Source organism: Siphonobacter sp. SORGH_AS_1065, from assembly GCF_030818595.1.
Taxonomy (GTDB): domain Bacteria; phylum Bacteroidota; class Bacteroidia; order Cytophagales; family Spirosomataceae; genus Siphonobacter.
Genome location: NZ_JAUTAM010000004.1, coordinates 1,157,871 through 1,175,638 on the forward strand (window position 1 = coordinate 1,157,871; position 17,768 = coordinate 1,175,638).

14 protein-coding genes are annotated in these 17,768 nt (G+C 44.1%); 7 read left to right on the forward strand and 7 right to left on the reverse strand.

The genetic code is table 11. The annotated features are described in order from the left end of the window. Positions 1-36: 36 nt before the first annotated feature. Positions 37-474, reverse strand: a complete 438-nt coding sequence (locus QE390_RS05455; protein ID WP_307141388.1) for a hypothetical protein — start codon at positions 472-474, stop codon at positions 37-39. A 207-nt stretch (positions 475-681) separates the two neighbouring features. Beyond that, positions 682-1,752: a recombinase RecA gene (gene recA, locus QE390_RS05460; protein WP_106637124.1), complete on the reverse strand. Its 1,071-nt coding sequence runs from the start codon at positions 1,750-1,752 to the stop codon at positions 682-684. 232 nt (positions 1,753-1,984) lie between these two features. On the opposite strand from recA, the gene QE390_RS05465 reads away from it, so the two are divergent. Then, positions 1,985-3,016 (forward strand): aminopeptidase, encoded by a 1,032-nt coding sequence (locus QE390_RS05465; RefSeq protein WP_232793723.1) that lies wholly within the window; start codon positions 1,985-1,987, stop codon positions 3,014-3,016. Between the two features lie 46 nt (positions 3,017-3,062). Then, a complete protein-coding gene (locus QE390_RS05470; protein ID WP_307141389.1) occupies positions 3,063-3,875 on the forward strand; it encodes a DUF3108 domain-containing protein in 813 nt (270 codons plus the stop codon). Here the strand turns inward: QE390_RS05470 and QE390_RS05475 are convergent, their stop codons facing one another. Continuing rightward, positions 3,876-4,832 carry a GNAT family N-acetyltransferase gene (locus QE390_RS05475; RefSeq protein ID WP_307141390.1) on the reverse strand — a complete coding sequence of 319 codons (957 nt, stop codon included), beginning with the start codon at positions 4,830-4,832 and terminating at the stop codon, positions 3,876-3,878. Between the two features lie 71 nt (positions 4,833-4,903). Further along, complete coding sequence (dnaA, locus tag QE390_RS05480) at positions 4,904-6,346, reverse strand: chromosomal replication initiator protein DnaA (protein ID WP_232793722.1); 1,443 nt, start codon at positions 6,344-6,346, stop codon at positions 4,904-4,906. Between the two features lie 207 nt (positions 6,347-6,553). Between dnaA and QE390_RS05485 the strand changes: the two genes are divergently transcribed. From QE390_RS05485 to cdaA, 3 genes are all read left to right on the forward strand, one after another. Beyond that, a complete protein-coding gene (locus QE390_RS05485) occupies positions 6,554-7,489 on the forward strand; it encodes a hypothetical protein (protein WP_307141391.1) in 936 nt (311 codons plus the stop codon). A 278-nt stretch (positions 7,490-7,767) separates the two neighbouring features. Next, complete coding sequence (locus QE390_RS05490; RefSeq protein ID WP_307141392.1) at positions 7,768-8,283, forward strand: hypothetical protein; 516 nt, start codon at positions 7,768-7,770, stop codon at positions 8,281-8,283. A 184-nt stretch (positions 8,284-8,467) separates the two neighbouring features. After that, entirely contained in the window at positions 8,468-9,262 is a 795-nt protein-coding gene (gene cdaA / locus QE390_RS05495) for a diadenylate cyclase CdaA (protein ID WP_106637119.1), read from the forward strand. 3 nt (positions 9,263-9,265) lie between these two features. On the opposite strand, the gene QE390_RS05500 is transcribed toward cdaA, so the two are convergent. Further along, positions 9,266-10,573, reverse strand: a complete 1,308-nt coding sequence (locus QE390_RS05500) for a deoxyribodipyrimidine photo-lyase (RefSeq protein ID WP_307141393.1) — start codon at positions 10,571-10,573, stop codon at positions 9,266-9,268. A gap of 295 nt (positions 10,574-10,868) precedes the next feature. Here QE390_RS05500 and QE390_RS05505 point away from each other — a divergent pair, with 295 nt between their 5' ends. Together QE390_RS05505 and QE390_RS05510 are read left to right on the forward strand one after the other, a co-directional pair. Beyond that, complete coding sequence (locus QE390_RS05505; RefSeq protein WP_106637117.1) at positions 10,869-11,174, forward strand: DUF4286 family protein; 306 nt, start codon at positions 10,869-10,871, stop codon at positions 11,172-11,174. Between the two features lie 169 nt (positions 11,175-11,343). Beyond that, positions 11,344-12,966 carry an NADP-dependent glyceraldehyde-3-phosphate dehydrogenase gene (locus tag QE390_RS05510; protein ID WP_307141394.1) on the forward strand — a complete coding sequence of 541 codons (1,623 nt, stop codon included), beginning with the start codon at positions 11,344-11,346 and terminating at the stop codon, positions 12,964-12,966. An 80-nt stretch (positions 12,967-13,046) separates the two neighbouring features. On the opposite strand, the gene QE390_RS05515 is transcribed toward QE390_RS05510, so the two are convergent. Continuing rightward, positions 13,047-14,798, reverse strand: a complete 1,752-nt coding sequence (locus QE390_RS05515; RefSeq protein WP_307141395.1) for a hypothetical protein — start codon at positions 14,796-14,798, stop codon at positions 13,047-13,049. Next, positions 14,799-17,357, reverse strand: a complete 2,559-nt coding sequence (locus QE390_RS05520) for an immunoglobulin domain-containing protein (RefSeq protein WP_307141396.1) — start codon at positions 17,355-17,357, stop codon at positions 14,799-14,801. It abuts the gene before it with no gap. Positions 17,358-17,768 lie beyond the last annotated feature (411 nt).

Here is a 17,768-nt window from a genome sequence, read left to right on the forward strand (position 1 = left end):
AGATCCATTCCTGCTGCTTTTGTAATAGCCTTATTTCTATCGATTAGCAATAATAACCAGAGCGGCGACATTAATACCGAAGGCCAAACCCCAGCTAGTCCAGATTTTCTTTTGTTTGATTTGTTTGGCTCTTTGCCTATAACCCGAAGCATAATCGGGCGACTTCATTAAATCAGCGTTCGGAAAACCCAAGTTTTCTAGTTTAGGGCCTTTGTCTGAACTTATCACGGCAGGAATAATTCCAATGAAAGGAACCAGCACACTGCTTAGAAAAGTAGCATTGCGAGCCGCTTTGTACTTTTTATAATGCAGCTGAGCATCTTGTCTTCCTTTGGCAAATAAATCCTTGGAGGTGTCTTTTGAGAACAGAGTAGAAGACTGGGCCGAAGCCAGCAAAAGACTATCGGGTTGCTGAGCCCGAAGAAGGGCTGGAAAACCTGTCAGTAGTAACAGGGTAATCAGGATATTTTTCATGAGTTGGCGGGGATAATTCCATTGTCTTTGGAAAGATACTAAGATTTACTGGTAATAATTAAAGTCAGTCCGCTATTAATTTATTCTAATCATTGGTGAATCTACCTTAAAATATCTGCTGATTACTAAATGTTTATAACCTATAAAAGAAAACCCTACTGACTATAACAGTCAGTAGGGTTCTTCGAAAACGATACTATAAATAACTTATTCTTCTTTACCGTCGTCGACAATGTTAGGCTCAAGTGTGTCCACTAAAGCTTCATCATCACCTTTTACTTTTTCCTTGATTTTAGCTTCCAGTTCGTCCAGCAGTTCGGGGTTGTCCTTGAGGATCTCTTTCACTGCGTCGCGACCCTGGCCCAAACGGTTGGTACCGTAGCTAAACCAGGAACCTGATTTTTTCACGATTTCGAGTTCAACGGCTAAATCCAGCACTTCACCCACTTTCGAGATTCCTTCGCCATACATGATGTCGAATTCAACCACTTTAAATGGAGGAGCTAATTTGTTTTTAACCACTTTCACCCGCGTACGGTTACCCGTAATGCTGTCCGCTCCTTCTTTGATCTGACCCGCCCGACGAATATCCAGACGAACCGATGCGTAGAATTTCAGAGCATTACCCCCCGTAGTGGTTTCGGGGTTACCGAACATCACACCAATTTTTTCCCGTAACTGGTTAATGAAGATACAGCAGCAGGAAGTTTTGTTAATGATACCAGTCATCTTACGTAAAGCTTGCGACATCAAACGAGCCTGCAAACCTACTTTCGAATCCCCCATATCGCCTTCAATCTCAGCTTTAGGAACCAAAGCGGCGACGGAGTCAATCACTATAATATCAATAGCACCGGAGGAAATCAGATGCTCGGCAATTTCAAGAGCCTGCTCACCGTTATCAGGCTGAGCAATGAGAAGATTACCTGTATCGATGCCTAATTTTTCTGCGTAACTACGATCAAAGGCGTGCTCTGCATCAATAAATGCAGCTAAGCCTCCTTTTTTCTGAGCCTCAGCGATGCAATGCATGGCAATAGTCGTCTTACCTGAAGATTCAGGTCCGTAAATCTCTACCACCCGTCCACGCGGAACCCCGCCAATGCCCAAGGCCAGATCCAGTCCTAAAGAACCCGTTGAAATAACAGGAATATCCAGAACTTTCGCATCTGAAAGACGCATGACCGTACCTTTACCGTAGGCTTTGTCTAATTTTTCAATGGTGGTTTGCAAAGCTTTTAACTTTTGCCCTGCGTCCGTACCTTTTGCTTCTGCCATGTTTAAAAAAACGAGCTATTGAGTGAAGAATTTGACCTAAAATTACACATTAGGGGCCAAATATCCTAATCACCCCTAAATATTTGTTCTATTTTTTTAATCAATTTAAACACCGAAACGTTCCGTCCCGGATTGATTTTAAAACATATTTACGAGGAAAATGGATATATCTGGTTGCCGTTTACAAAAAAAGCGTTTTTATTGAAGTCCAGGTTATTGTTTAAAGTCAACCATGAAACATATCATAAAAAAAATTGCCTTGTCCATCGGTTTGCTAGTGCTGGTAGTAGGCATCTGGCAGTGGGACTGGGTAAGTTACAGCTACGGGCAACTCAGCGGCGGGGCCAGAGTCCTGCTGGAAGCTAAACCCGTTAGTGAAGTACTTCAGGATTCTTCCGTGCCCGATTCCATTAAAAGCAAACTTCGCTTTATTGAAGAGATCCGGCAGTTTGCCATTGATTCACTGGGTCTCAACGATACCCCCTTATATCAGTCTTATTACGATCAGCACAATAAACCCATTTGTTACGTTCTGACCGTAGCAGAGCCCTACCAGGTCAAAGCCATTGAATTTTCTTTTCCCATCATCGGTTCTTTTACCTATAAAGGTTTTTTTGATTTGCAACGAGCCAAAAAAGAAGAGAAGCTCTGGTCAGGTTACGATACCGAAATCAGCCCGGTTTCGGCCTATAGTACCTTGGGTTACTTCAACGATCCTATTTTGTCAGGCATGCTTTCACTGCCTGAAGGAAGATTGGCCAGTCTGATCATGCATGAAATGACTCACGCCACTGTCTTTATTAAAAATCAACATGAGTTCAATGAGAATCTGGCTAACTTCATCGGCGATTACGGAGCCGTCCGATTTTTGGCACAGCGTTTTGGCACTAGCTCCCCGGTTTACCAAACCTATTTGCAGGGTAAAGTATTCAGAGATCGCTATGTACAGCACTTCAATCGGGGTAAACTATCACTGGATAGTCTATACGCAACTTTTTTGCCCCAGTGGTCGAATCAACGAAAAGATCAGTTGAAACACCAGCAGATTCGTTATATTATTCAACAGGCTGATACGTTATATAAAGGCCTTACTCAGGTGCGGCGGCGAAGCTGGAAAGCTGATGAATTACCAAATAATGCTTTCTTTGTAGGGTTTGCCACGTATAATTCTCGGCGAAATGAGTTTGAAATTGAATTTAAGGAAAAGTTTCGGGGTGATTTCAAACGATACTTATCCTATTTAAAAACTAAATACGACTCTTAATATCCTTTACAACCGGATTCATTACGATCATTTACTCCCCTTTTACATGCGAATGTCCCGCTTCTCTTTACTAGTGTTTTTCCTAAGTGGTTTTGTTGGATTAGGATTTATTTCACTTCAGGAGCTAACTCCAAGGACCACTTTTCAGGCAACGCCCGGCGAACATCTGGAGTACCGCGTTCACTATGGTTTTATTAATGCTGCCGAAGCCACCGTGGATGTCAGCGATAAATTTCACCGTGTGAAGGGAAAAGCCTGTTACCGCGTGACGGCCACGGGCAGAACTACGGGAGCATTTGATTTGGTAACGAAAGTTCGGGACTCCTGGCAGTCCTACATTGATCCGCAAACGCTGTTGCCTATGGAATTTTCCATGCGGCAGCAGGAAGGACGTTATCAGAAAGAGCAAAAGGTTAGCTTCGATCAGGAAAGCGACAAGATCGTTTCGGTAAGTAAGGGCAAGGATTCAAAGGAAGAAGTGAAGGAATTTAAAGCTCCTGGCTCGATTTATGATGTCATTAGTGGCTATTTTTTTCTGAGAACGGTGGATTTTAACCGCATGAAAGAAGGCCAGATTACGACGGTCAAAACCTTTTATGATAACGATTTTATTAACCTCCAGATTCGCTACGCTGGTAAAGAAGTGGTGAAAACCAAATTTGGTAAGCTCAACACGCACCGCATCATTCCCATCATGCCTCAAAATAAACTTTTTGACGGCAAGGAAGCCATCCGTATCTGGGTTTCGGATGATGCGAATAAAGTACCGGTCAAGGTAGAATTTGATCTGATGGTAGGTGCTGTAGCGATGGATCTTAAAAACTACAGAGGCATGCGGGAAGAATTCCAGTGGCAATAGTTACCGCATGCGATTACGCAGTTTCCAGAGGGCATTCACCCATCCGGGTAACTGATTGGCTCGGAGTTCGTAAAAGGACATTACCCTGCTTCCGAAACTAGCATAGAAGTTAGCAATATCGGTAACCTGAGCACTTTCAAAGTCAAATAAGCCGGAAGTTCCGGCTTTTTCGTTTAGGTAACGATCAATAAGATAAGTACGAGCATTGCCCCGGCGGCCTTCCTCATTGGCTGCGTTGAACAAATACAGCGTACGTTTTTTCCAGGTAACAAACCAGGCTCCGGCTTGGATTTCGCCTGCCTTCTCCGCATACCATAACTCGGAAAAGCCCCTTTTCTGACTAGCTTCAAACAAGGAGTTCAGTAATTCATACGTCCTGGGATGAGCTCCGCCCTGAATCTGATGCTCGTGGTAATGCCGGAACAAGTCAGCTAATGACGTGATTTGATTCCCTACGGAAATCGTCCATTGAGCTTTTTCAGCCCGCTTTACGTTCATTTTCCGATCCCGTTTATATGCTTCACGAATCGACTCATAGGATTGACCAAGTGAAAGCACATGGGTTTGAAAAGTAGTAATGCGGGCGAAAGAATAGGTATTTAATAAAGACAGAGCAGGAAAGCTAAGGGAGAAACTGGCGATGAAGCGGTATTGTCGGAATAAAGCATTTAGAAATAGCTTTTGATCATCAAGACTAAGACTTTCGCCAGCGTATAAAGCCAGAAACTGACAGAAGAGCGGTTGATGCACGAAACGGAAACCATAACGCTGCTGCACGGGAATGGGGAGAACGGCCCGGTATTGATCCTTCGTACTTTTCCAGACCAGACATTCCCATTGCGGAGAAACCAGATCCAGCCACCAAGAAAGGCCGTAAATTGTCCCCCACTCACTGGCTTCTACGCAGGCATCATAGGCGGCAGAATCAAGCTGGGAGCGACGAAGGCAAGTAATCATACGGTTGGACTGAAGTAGTGTGTGAGCTGAAATAAGAATTTCCCCTCCATAACTCCAAACCCAACGTATTTCTAATTTCGCTTCCCGAAGTTTTTCTGAAGTTCGAGCAGTTGAGCTTTCACGTCTTTGTTATGCTCCTTTAACTCGGAAATGGTCTGAATGGCGTGGATCACCGTCGAGTGATCCCTGCCTCCAAAGTGGTAACCAATGGACTTAAGCGATAAATCCGTGTATTCCTTGGCAAAGTACATCGCTACCTGACGAGGGAAAACGAGTTCTTTCTTGCGACTCTTTCCCTTCATATCCTGAAGCGTAGTTTTATAATGCTGGCAAATGGTTTCCATGATGGTTTCAATGGTAACCTCCCGCTCTGAGTCCTGAACGATATTTCGAAGCACCTGTCGGGCCAGATTCATATCAATCTCCCGACGTAACAGGGTAGCCTGAGCAATCAGAGAAACCACGACACCTTCAAGCTCCCGCACGTTGGTATCAATGGAGTGAGCCAGGTATTCAATGACTTCGTAATCAATATCCACCCCATCACCGTGTAGTTTCTTCATGATGATGGCAATTCGCGATTCCAGATCGGGCATCTGTAAATCGGCGGAAAGCCCCCATTTGAAACGCGAAAGCAGACGATCCTGAAGCCCCTGTAAATCTTTTGGGGGACGATCAGACGTCATAATAATCTGCTTGCCAGTCTGATGAAGGTGGTTAAAAATATGGAAAAACGTCTCCTGAGTTCGTTCCTTACCTGCCAGGAACTGTACGTCATCCAGGATGAGTACGTCAATTTGCAGGTAGAAATTTGTGAAGTTCTGGATGGAGTTATTCCGCACCGCCATCACGAATTGATTCATGAATTTTTCGGTGGAAACAAATAACACAAATTTCCCCGCGTCAGACGCTTTGATCTGATTACCAATGGCTTGAGCGAGGTGCGTTTTCCCCAAACCTACCCCGCCGTAAATCAGCAGTGGATTAAAGGAGGTAACTCCGGGCTTGGTAGCAACGGCATGTCCCGCCGAGCGGGCCAGCCGGTTAAAGTCCCCTTCAACGTAATTCTCGAAGGTATAAATGGGATTCAAATAGGACGTTAATTCCAGCCCATCCAAATCGGGTAATTCAAAAGGATTTCGAAGTTGCTCGGGTTCCGCATTTGCCTTCTTCTGCGGAGCGGGTGCATTTTGAGGAGCGGGTCGCTGGTTCGGAACGGTATAACCCATCGGCGGCTTCTTATCGTCGCCTTTATCCACAATCACTGCGTATTCCAACATGCCCTGACGGCCAATGGCATGGTCAATGGCCCTTCGCAGCACGTGCACGTAATTTTCCTCCAGCCATTCATAGAAGAATTCGCTTGGTACCTGAATGGTCAAGGTGTTTCCAGACAGACGTGCGGGCACGATCGGCTCGAACCAGGTCTTAAAGCTCTGGTCGGGCACGTACTCACGTATGATCTTTAAACATTCTTGCCAAACGGATTTGGCATCTCTGATGGCAGTCTGCAAGGCTCTTTTCAGGCTGGATTTTTCACAAGGGGTGCAAAGATAAATAAACAGAATGGCCCCGTAAAAAGTATTTAAGCAAATTCCTCAAATTTTTTTGAGTACGCTCTTTTTAGAGAAAAGCATTCCCAAATTATGCATTTTCAGTTAAGAAACCGTTACCCCCTAGCTGCCTTTTTGTAAATACGTCACTTTCAAACGACCCCAACCATGACTTTAACCGACAACTTTACTACTCCTTTAGCTGAATTTTATTACCCTAATCATACGCAGTTTATTCCGCAAGGACTACGAGAAGCGGCTCTGGCTTTGTTGAAGGAATGGAACCTGGAGCTAGAAGATTTTGCATCTTCCTTCCCCGGCCACTCCATCTCTCAAAGCCAGCGATTACAGCCTGAGCTTTTAGCCCGATCTGTGGTTTTTATTACCGATCCATCCCTACCAACCTCTCTACCCCAGAGCAAGGCTACTGAATTAGTAATTGAAAGCCCAGAATTGGATTACGATTTACTAGCCACTCGCCTCAACCCCACTGATCAGAAAATCTACTTCTCAGGATCAGTGGATTACTTGGCTTTGGCCGATACACTGCAGCGTCATTTTTCCACGGCCCTTGAAGGGGGCTTTGGTAGTAAACTCAATCCTGACCTACCTGGTTTTGAAGAAGGGCTTCTTCGTAAAACTTCTTTTTCGACCTCCTTCAAACCTTTCCGCCTTATTTCTCCTATTTCTCCAGTAGAAGAGAATATCGTCAGACGATTAAGCCATGTACTGCATACGCTGCAACGCTGGCTGAGGTCATTAACTGACCAGGGTCATTCGGCAGAAACCTTACTTACGAAAGTGGAGGTTTGTCTGGAGCTGACGGGCCAGAATTTACTAGATGCTGTCATGATCCGAACACTACGTTTTTTGCTTCATCATTTCCAGCTTGTGCAGTCTATTCAGCCCCCAGTACCGGTCTTTATTTATGCGTATAGTCATCAGAGTACGGCTGACTGGGTACTTTCCGCCTTTGACTCGTATGCTTTTACAGAAAAAAATGCGGAGGTATTAACTGCGGATGTCCCTTCTATCGACTTACTGGATTTGGTTAGCTGGAGTCTGGCTCAGCAGGTCTGGAATTTATTCGTTTCTGAACAGTAAAAGGCTGTCTAAAATGGCTTTTTCGTATAAAAGAAAGGAGAATCTTAAGCTGGCTTCTCCCTTCTTTCATAGAGGCCTCTTAAGTAAAGCTGGCAGATACTCTAATCTGTCATCCAGAGCGAAGCGAAGGAACTTACTATTTCTGGGATATACGGGTTTGTGGCAGGCCTGAGTAAGGTTTCTAACAAATTATAAGTACATTAAAAAAGGCAGTTTCTTCACTTTTTCAGGTAAGACTAAAGCTAATTTCATATAATTGGTATTTTTCTACCAAACCTATGATCAAGTCCACTGCTTTTTTCCTTATTTTCACCTTTCTAACTAGTTGCGTTTCCGTTCGTTCCAACTCGAAAACGCATCAGGAGGCTTCTTTTCGTAAGATTTTAGTACTCCTGCTGGATTCTTCCCATGATGTTAGAGACTCCCAGCGTTTCTTGAAAGCCTGCCCGGAAGGTTATTCGCTGTGTACGGCTTCTCGTTCGCAGGAGCTAGCTTTTGACTCCGTGGATAGCTTCATTACCAAAGAAAATAAAGTCTGTCAAGCCGATGTAGTGATGATTGTCAAACGTACGGGCGATATCATTCAGCAAAACAGTTACGGAGCCACTCGTGTCACGGGTAACGAATACAGCGTCGAATTACAAACCTTACCTGATCAACAGGCTTTCTGGAAAGCCTCCATTCGTTCGGAAGGAACAAATCTGGTGCCGGCTCGAACCATTTTCAAACGCCTGATTCAGGATGGCTGGATCCACACTAATCAGCTACACCTCGAAGCAGGCCCAAAGCATTAATTGGGCTGCTTTGGGTAAAAACCCGTCAATACTACTCAATTTTAATATTTTAATTATATTTTAAATTTGATTAATACAAAATACATGAAAATAATACGCGGATATTAGCTTCAAAATTTTTATTTTTGGTTTTTCGCTCGTCAAACGACTAGCCCTTTCAATCCTATTTGTTAATCATTGGCGAATGTTGCTCTATAGTCTTGGCTTTTTAGACGTTGCCTTTTCTGACCTTATCGACGTGATATTGGTCGCTTTTCTGATGTATCAGATTTATTTTCTGATCAAAGGCAGCATTGCAAGCCGGGTTTTTCTGGGTTACCTTCTTGTATACGGTTTTTACCTGATTGTCAAAGCCTTGAATATGGAGTTACTCTCCACGATTTTAGGTCAGTTCATGGAAATTGGCGTACTGGCTCTGGTGATTATCTTTCAACCCGAAATCAGGCGATTTCTCATCTTTGTGGGCCGTTCCACCAACCTTCAGCAATACCCCATTTTAAACCGTATTTTTCAACAGAAGTCTGAAAACCATAACACTTGGGAATTAGCCCCCGTGATAGACGCCGTTAAAAAACTAGCCGCCAGCCGGACCGGAGCCCTGATTGCCATTAAAAAAGAAGATTCGCTTAAACGATACATTGAATCTGGCGATAGTATTGATGCGGAACTTTCCAAGGCTATTCTGCTGGCAATTTTTCAGAAAAACGGCCCTCTGCACGACGGAGCCGTCATTATCTCTGATGGCCGTATTAAAGCAGCCCGATGTATGTTACCCGTTTCTGAAAGTCCTCATATTTCACCCATCCTGGGTTTTCGTCACCGGGCCGCTATTGGATTATCCGAGCATTCGGACGCCGCTATTATCGTTGTTTCAGAAGAGCGGGGCGAAATCACGCTCGTCACAGAAGGCGGTCGAATTCAACGCCACATTCTCGTACAGGAACTTCAGAACCACCTTACTGAATACCTTTCTCAGTAAGAATCATTTTTTCTTTACCGCTTTTCGATAGGTGGTAATGGCCCGTTCCCGAGCCGTTTCGTGTTCTACAATTGGGTCGGGGTAATGAGCTTCACTTACCTCGGGTACCCAATGCCGAACGTATTCCTGTTTGGCATCGAATTTCTTAGCCTGCAAAGCTGGATTAAACACCCGGAAATAAGGAGAGGCATCACAGCCACTGCCTGCTGCCCACTGCCAGCCACCGTTATTAGCCGAAAAATCGTAATCCAGAAGTTTTTTGGCAAAATAAGCTTCGCCCCACCGCCAGTCGATTAACAGATGCTTAGCCAGAAAACTTGCCGTAATCATCCGAACCCGATTATGCATAAAGCCTGTTGCATTCATCTGCCGCATGCCCGCATCCACGATGGGGTAACCCGTTTGTCCTTCACACCAGGCTTCAAAATCTTGCTCATCATTACGCCACTGAATTCGGTCGTATTCAGGCCGAAACGCGTGGCCTGAGTTAATATGCGGGAAGTGATAAAGTACCTGAAAATAAAAGTCCCGCCACATGAGCTCATTGAGATACGTAGCGTTGAGTTTTTGAGCCACCCGAACCAGATCCCGAATGGAAACAGTACCAAACCGCAAGTGAATCGACATGCGGCTTGTGCCTTCCAAATTTGGGAAATCACGGGTTTTGTCGTAGTCTTTAATGAGTTCTTCGTTAATTTCTGACGAAGGGAAGGGCTCGCCTACGGCCTCAAAATTCATATCCTGCAAACTGGGAATAGCGGGAAGTTTGGCCTTAAAAAAGTTTTTAAAGTACTTCTCGGTTGGATACGACTTTACGTAAAAGTCATTGACTTTAGCTTTCCAGGCTTTACTATAGGGCGTGAAAACAGAGTAAGGTTTTCCGGCCTTACTCAACACTTCGTCTTTTTCGAAAATAACCTGATCTTTAAAACTATGCAGGGGAATTTGTTTAGTGGCCAGCAAGTCAGCTACGGCTTTGTCCCGTTCTAAAGCATACTGTTCGTAATCATTATTCGTGTAGACTTCGGCAATGTCATATTCCTTCAAAACCTCTTTCCAGACGGGTAAGGCCGAACCGTATTTCACCAGTAGTCCCGACTTATGCTTTTGAAGCTTTTTATCAAGGGAAAGAATTTGCTCATAAATAAACTCTACCCGACGATCCCGGCGATCTTCCAGGTCATCAAGAATTTCACGATCAAAAATAAAAAAGACCAATACGGGATACGCTCCGCGTAAGGCGTGATATAAAGCAGCCTGGTCGTGCAGACGAAGATCCCGCCGCAACCAGCAAATTGAAATTTTTTCCATCCGAATTCGTATAGCAGGTCTTTTTGGGGCTTACCTGTTTTATCTCCCGCTTTTTACTAGCAAAAAGTATTGCCAGCAATAACCCAACCGCATGCTACTTGTTTTACAGAAGAGGGCGGAATGGCACCATGTTTTTTAATCAAAGACAAGGATAAAATCTGGAAAAGAAATAAATTTCTTACCTCAAGGTATTGCCATCCTTAATTCTTGGTTTAGGTTTGTTACCAGGCAACAAATCAGTAAAAACCATTTTAGAAGGGGAAATCACGCATTCCCTAACCCTTAACATAACACTATGCTGCTTTATAACGTCACGTATAATATTGAACACGCCGCCCATGATGAATGGATTGAATGGATGAAAAACACCCACGTTCCGGCTGTACTGGCAACTAATCTTCCCATTGGTAATCGCATTTTTAAACTACTCACGGAAATTGATCAGGGTGGGGTAACCTATACGTTCCAGTTCTTTTTTGCCGATATGGATGATTATAATACCTACGTTAATGATTATTCGGCCCGTTTAGAATCTGAAATTGACCGTCGTTACGGTTTGCAATTCGTTCATTTCAGAACACTTCTTCAAGAAATCATCTAGGATTTTTCTAGCTTTTTCTTTTTCCGCTTCCTTTTCATGGTGAAGGAAGCGGATGAAAAATCTACTACGTTTATCGGGTCTGGCAGAATCTTCTCCGTCTTTTCCATAAGGCTTTACAACGCTTCATTCAACTCTGATTTATAGAAGATTACATAAATTTCTTTTCATCATGAGTACGCTACGACTTGAGTCTCTCTTTCCCCTAGCGGAAGAAATTCCCGCCGAACACGCCCTTTCAGCCCCCCTAGAGCAGCGGGAATATCTGATTGGAGGAACCATGAAATCCTGGCAAGGTAAAACCCAGGATGTGTATTCGCCCATTCATCAACGCACCGCCGACGGTTGGGAACCCGTTCGCATCGGTAGTTACCCCGTAGTGGATGCTGCCGACGGCATGGAAGTATTATATGCCGCTTTGAAAGCATATGATAACGGTCGCGGGGAATGGCCGACTATGTCTGTTGCGGGCCGAATTGCCTGCATGGAAACCTTCACCCAGAAAATGCTGCAAAAGAAAGCCGAGGTGGTGAAGCTGCTCATGTGGGAAATTGGCAAATCGCTGGCCGACTCGGAAAAGGAATTTGACCGCACCGTGCAGTACATTCACGACACCCTCGATGAGCTCAAACGCATTGACCGCGAGAATTCCAAATTCATCATCGAGGAAGGTATTATTGGGCAGGTTCGCCGCTCGCCACTGGGCGTAGTGCTTTGCATGGGACCATTCAATTATCCTTTGAATGAAACCTATACGATGCTCATTCCGGCAATTCTGATGGGTAACGTGGTGTTATTCAAACCTCCCAAACACGGAACTCTGCTGCATTACCCACTGCTGGAAGCCTTTAAAGAAAGTTTCCCTCCTGGCGTAGTTAATACACTGTACGGACGCGGTAATACCGTCATTCCGGGATTAATGCAATCGGGTAAAATTGATGTATTAGGGCTCATTGGCTCCAGCCGTGTCGCGTCGGATCTTAAGAAAATGCACCCGAAAACCAACCGTTTGCGGGCCATTTTAGGACTGGATGCCAAGAATGCAGGTATTATTCTTGAAAATGCGGATCTGGATTTAGCCGTAAAAGAATCGGTATTGGGTGCGTTATCTTTTAACGGACAACGGTGTACGGCCCTGAAAATTCTCTGGGTTCATAAAAACCGGGCTGAAGAGTTTCTCTCTAAACTCAGCGAAGCGGTAGCCAAACTGCAACTGGGTATGCCCTGGAAAAAAGGCGTGAATCTAACGCCTCTGCCCGAGCCTAATAAACCCGCTTATTTGATTGAATGCATTGAAGACGCCAAACTCAAAGGTGCTCGTGTAATCAATCCACACGGCGGTGAAAACTTCAAATCTTTTGTGTATCCAGCCATTCTTTATCCCGTGGCTGAAGGCATGAAGGTGTATCGGGAAGAGCAGTTCGGCCCCATTATCCCAGTGGCTACCTTTACGAGTGAAGAAGAACCCATCCAATATTTAATTGATTCTCAGCACGGACAGCAGGTTAGTATTTTTGGTAACGATCCCGTGGAAATTGCTAATCTGGTGGATCAGTTAGTAAATCAGGTTTCGCGGGTTAACATTAACGCCCAATGCCAACGTGGACCGGATATGTTCCCTTTTACGGGTCGTAAGGATTCCGCCGAAGGTACCTTATCAGTAAATGATGCCCTTCGCTCTTTCTCCATTCGAACGATTGTCGCCACGAAAGAAACCAGCGAAAACAAAGCGATTGTAAATGAGATTCTGCAAAAGAACGAATCGAATTTTCTTTCGACGCGGTATATTTTGTAATCTAATTAGATAGCTTACTTATCTAAAAAGAGAGCCCCAAATCGATTGATTTGAGGCTCTCTTTTAGCTTATCATTTAAACTATAAAGGATAAGGGTTTACAAACAAAGCTCTAATATCAGCGTCATCAATCCTGATATTGATGTGTTTGTCGGGATTCGCATTTTTGGCTTCCTGCCATTTATTCTTAACGTAGTTATCGCCAATATGGTCATATTTACCGTCCAGTGCAACGGTTAAGAAAGGAATCTTAACAACTACCATATTACCAGCTCCATCCAAGTCATTCGGCTTAAGAGTGGCGGTCTTGCTACTTAGATTTACGTTATTCGCTACTTGTTGCCAAAAAGGAACGGAGTGATATCCAGTCACAGACTCTGGAGCTGAAAAAGCAGATAGCCCCACATGATTATCTACCGCTAATTGGGCAGCCTCCGTTAAAAAAGGTATAGTAAATACTGAGTACCCTGGAGAAGGCTCCCAACAAGGAGTTGCTCCTGCTAAATGAGCGGCTGAAAGAATTTGATCAATGACGAAAGGTCCCGCCCCAAACTCATGAGAATTATTCGATTTCACAAGCATCCAGCGGTCATTTTTTAATAAACGTTGGGCAAAATTGAAGCTTTTCATGCGGAAAAAATCTCCATTGAAAATACTACCCACATCGTAGGCAAACAAACGGGAACGGGTAAGGTTAACTTGTTCGTATGCATAACGCTGCACTTGATATTCAAATAATGCATGAGACTCCATCTGGTACCACTGCCAAAGGGATTGAAGTGTGTTGTTCCCCCCATCAGCGTTGTTCAATAGCATATTACTATTAAACGCCTGCAGGGTAAAAGAAGGAATACTAGTTCCCAGCTTCTGATTCATAGTTTGAATCGTATTGAAACGAGCTTGACAGAAATTCATGAAAGCTTGTCTCATCTGAACGCTATAGTCTCCATAAGACATAGAATACGTTCCGTCTGCTGTATGATAAGCTCCTGATATATTCGACTCCCCAGACTCATTGAGTTGAAAAGAAATCTCCCGGATAGTACCATCATTAATTGCTTTTTGATAACGAGTGCATAGCTTTTTGAAAGTTTCCTTAAAAAAGTTCAATCCCCGTGGTGAAGCATAACTCTGAAACTTTACCAAGTATCCATTGGATGGCCGGGCATCCGCTACATTGCCATCAGGTTGGCGAGGCAAATCATCAGACCCATAGGCCCAAGAATAATTTTGAGCCACCTGATAATCCAGTAATGAACCTGAAAACGTCAGACGAATCTGAATACGATTTTGCAGGCTTGTTCCTGTATTATAGGCATTATAAATAACTCGGTCAATAGTTTTTGAATCCTGCTCACTGGTAAAGCTTTGATTCGGGATTGTGTGATCATAAGCAGTAGTCCAGCGTAAATGATTATAATCCTCTGGTGTTCCCATCAAATCATGAGCATGTACATTTACCCCCGCCGTGTTAAATCCAGGAATTTGCTGCACATCACTCACAACGCCAGTTGCTTCTACAGCTGAACTATAATAGTAAATAGCCTTCATTCGAACTGGCTTATTCATTAGCTCGTGAGAAATTGCATCAACGCCCCCAGTCACTGAAGAGCCACTAGCATCCGTTACTTTCCAAGAATAGCCATAACTTCCTGGTGCATTAAAGGCCTCTTCGTCTTTATAAGACGAAGATCGCGTGTCTACCAGCGTACCATCACCCCGATAAAGCTGATACGTATAAGGCTTTTGTCCTTCACTTGTACGCACGTAAATTTTCCCTTGCCCCCATACTAAAGCAGGCAGTGTTATAAAGAATAATAGTAGTTTTTTCATTTAGTTGGAAGTGCTGTACGCACGTGCTTTTAATGTTCCACTCGAAGGATTACAGCTTACGGTCAATTGTAAAGTTGAAGTTATCGACACTCCATTCTTAGTGGCCGTAACAGTATACGTTCCGCTATGAATAGCTGATAAATTACTAAGGACAGGATTCTGTTGCGTTGATGCATATCCATTAGGTCCACTCCAGCTATAACTTGCTCCCGTACAATCTCCACTTGCACAACTTACCGACAATGCCGCACTTGACCCACAGCTCTTCTCTCCTCCTCCACCTGCCTGGATCGCAAAGCTCGTCCCACTGCTCTGGCACGGACCCGCTACTTTAGGACTCCCCGAGAGTTCAACCTGCGTGTTAGCAAACTTCACAGATACATTAAGACTTGTCCCATTCTTATACTGCTCAGGAAGCGTATACTCAAACCCATACAAGCTATAAGACAACCCATAATAACTAGCTACGTCAGGACGCGTTCGGTTTGCTAGTGTCGTCCCTACTTTCGTTCCATTGATATAGACATCGACTGACACTGAAGCCTGATTATTTGCATTATCAAAAGCCCAACCCCGAATACTTGAGCAATCTGCTGCATCCAAGCTGCTAAATGGCTGTGAAACGGTGCCTCCACAATTTGTTACATTAAGTGTAATCTGAGAAGTTGTCGTACAACTTCCTTTGGTAACTGTCAGCGTATACGTTCCACTATGACTAGCCGATAAGTTACTAATGACAGGATTCTGTTGAGTTGATGCATACCCATTGGGGCCACTCCAGCTATAATTTGCTCCTGAACAATCATTACCCGAGCAGCTTGCCGATAAGCTCACCGTTCCCCCACAACCAGCCGAGGCCGTCGAAGGCGTACTCACTGTAAAATTACAGTTACTGGCACTGCTCCCAATAGTGAAGGTGTTATAGCCATGCCGAGAGTTGCCCGAATCTCCCGTATCTCCTACGTACAAACGATACACCGTTCCCGAAACCAGATTATACGAAGCCAGATCCACATCAAATACGCCCGTACTGCTAGAGATGTCCGTGCCGTAACCGATGTACTGCATATCCGAATCACGGTAGATGTACCACAGATACGTCCGATTGCCCGAGTAAGGATTCGATATCGTTACCCGCTTCTTGGTACTAGCCTGACCCGTAATGCCACTAATTGCTACCTGTAACCGATTGCCCACCGTAACGGTCACCCCACTCGAAGCCGGGCTGCTACAACTGCCCACCGTACAGGTCGCTGTATACGTAGTCGTTGCCGTAGGACTCACCTGAATGCTACTCCCACTTTGTCCACTGCTCCAGGTTACCGTCCCCGAACAATTACTCGCCGTCAACGTGGACGACTGCCCTGAGTTGATGCTCGTCGCACTCGCACTCACATTCGGGGCCGCCGGAGTACTACACCCCCCAGGACAGCTTTCACTCGGCTGCTTGAAACAGACCGGAATCTCATCCGATGTCAAAGGCGTCACCCCCGAAGCCCAACCTCCGTTATTGACTAATACATACAACCAGTCCAGAGCACGAGTTTCTCCCCCTGGTTCAAAGGCAATGTACTTGCAGTTACCTACTACCTTGACGTAAATATTTTTTCCTGATGTCGAACCCAAGAGCTGATTGTTCGTGTAGTTACATGTTCCCGTTCCTCCGCAACTCACCGTCAAGGTCACCTGTTTCTGCTGGGAAGTACATCCACTCTTACTCGCCGTTACTGTGTAGGTGTAGCTGCCCGCCGTAGAGGGTGCGGTTACGTTCACCGAACTACCCGAGCCCGTGAAGCTATTAGGTCCACTCCAGCTATAGCTCACCCCCGAACAATCATTACCTTGGCAATTGGCCGTCAACGTAGTTGTGCTTCCACACGTTGTGCTTCCACCACCACTCAGTGACACCGTCAGATTACACGTCGCTGCTGGATTACAAGTTTTACCATCTCCATCCCACATCAAGCAGTTTTCTAACACTTCATCTGGAATCGTCTTGCCAGAAAGATTAATTAACCAATTTATGTGTGTTCTACCTGAAGCAGAACCGCCTTCCCAATACACCGTTGCACAGCCATTAGTCATCCGAATTACGGCATTACCAGGCCCTGCATTACCAATCACTTGGCCATCCGTAAAGCTATAACCTGAACATTCTATCGATGAAGGAATAGTAAGTGTACTAATGTTTTGTCCATTAGCGTTTTTAACTCGACCTAAAGACTGTTTAGAAGGATGAGCCTGATCATACACTTCTATCTCAGTATTCGCCTTATAGATGTACTTATTGATATCTCGGGAATACACATCTCCCTTGATGAGTGTGAATATACCATTGGTAGGTATACGATTAAATTTTCCCTTTATAGTAAACTCTTGGTAAGAGTTGTTAGCATTTACTCGTGCTTCAATAAAGTCATAATAGCTACCACCAGTCTGTTCAAATCCTTCTGGAACTAATACCTTTAAAAAAATACCCTCACTCATCAGTGTAAATACAGAATTAGGAGAGACATTAAAATATTGTACTCCAATGGTTAATATTACTTCTTCATTCACACTAACTGAAGACTTAGACGTTCGTAAAGTATAACGAATAGGCTCAATTATTTGATAATTAGAACGATAAGCATTTCTCTGAGGAGAGACGGCTTTAGAAGAAACCGGTGTTTCAGTAGGGGGAGATTTCCGTGACAAATTAGAAGTGAAAGGTAGCATACTCAAAAAGAATACTACTAATTGGTAAGTAAAAAACTTCATAGGCCATGAATTTAGTAAGTAAAAAAACAAACGTGATAAAATTAAGATTACTCTAATTATATAACTCTGATAAACAAACAAATAGAATACAATAAAGGCATATGATCCTATAAAATGAACTATTATATAGCTTAATAAAACACACAATGATCTCTATTAACGTATGGCAGCAATTAAAAGCCAGTAAATATACTCAAGGTAAAAAGTTAA

Bases quoted from the DNA above. Each gene is read 5' to 3' on its own strand.
- QE390_RS05455 (WP_307141388.1), bottom strand. From the start codon at position 474: ATGAAAAATATCCTGATTACCCTGTTACTACTGACAGGTTTTCCAGCC.
- recA (WP_106637124.1), bottom strand. From the start codon at position 1,752: ATGGCAGAAGCAAAAGGTACGGACGCAGGGCAAAAGTTAAAAGCTTTG.
- QE390_RS05465 (WP_232793723.1), top strand. From the start codon at position 1,985: ATGAAACATATCATAAAAAAAATTGCCTTGTCCATCGGTTTGCTAGTG.
- QE390_RS05470 (WP_307141389.1), top strand. From the start codon at position 3,063: ATGCGAATGTCCCGCTTCTCTTTACTAGTGTTTTTCCTAAGTGGTTTT.
- QE390_RS05475 (WP_307141390.1), bottom strand. From the start codon at position 4,832: ATGATTACTTGCCTTCGTCGCTCCCAGCTTGATTCTGCCGCCTATGAT.
- QE390_RS05485 (WP_307141391.1), top strand. From the start codon at position 6,554: ATGACTTTAACCGACAACTTTACTACTCCTTTAGCTGAATTTTATTAC.
- QE390_RS05490 (WP_307141392.1), top strand. From the start codon at position 7,768: ATGATCAAGTCCACTGCTTTTTTCCTTATTTTCACCTTTCTAACTAGT.
- cdaA (WP_106637119.1), top strand. From the start codon at position 8,468: ATGTTGCTCTATAGTCTTGGCTTTTTAGACGTTGCCTTTTCTGACCTT.
- QE390_RS05500 (WP_307141393.1), bottom strand. From the start codon at position 10,573: ATGGAAAAAATTTCAATTTGCTGGTTGCGGCGGGATCTTCGTCTGCAC.
- QE390_RS05505 (WP_106637117.1), top strand. From the start codon at position 10,869: ATGCTGCTTTATAACGTCACGTATAATATTGAACACGCCGCCCATGAT.
- QE390_RS05510 (WP_307141394.1), top strand. From the start codon at position 11,344: ATGAGTACGCTACGACTTGAGTCTCTCTTTCCCCTAGCGGAAGAAATT.
- QE390_RS05515 (WP_307141395.1), bottom strand. From the start codon at position 14,798: ATGAAAAAACTACTATTATTCTTTATAACACTGCCTGCTTTAGTATGG.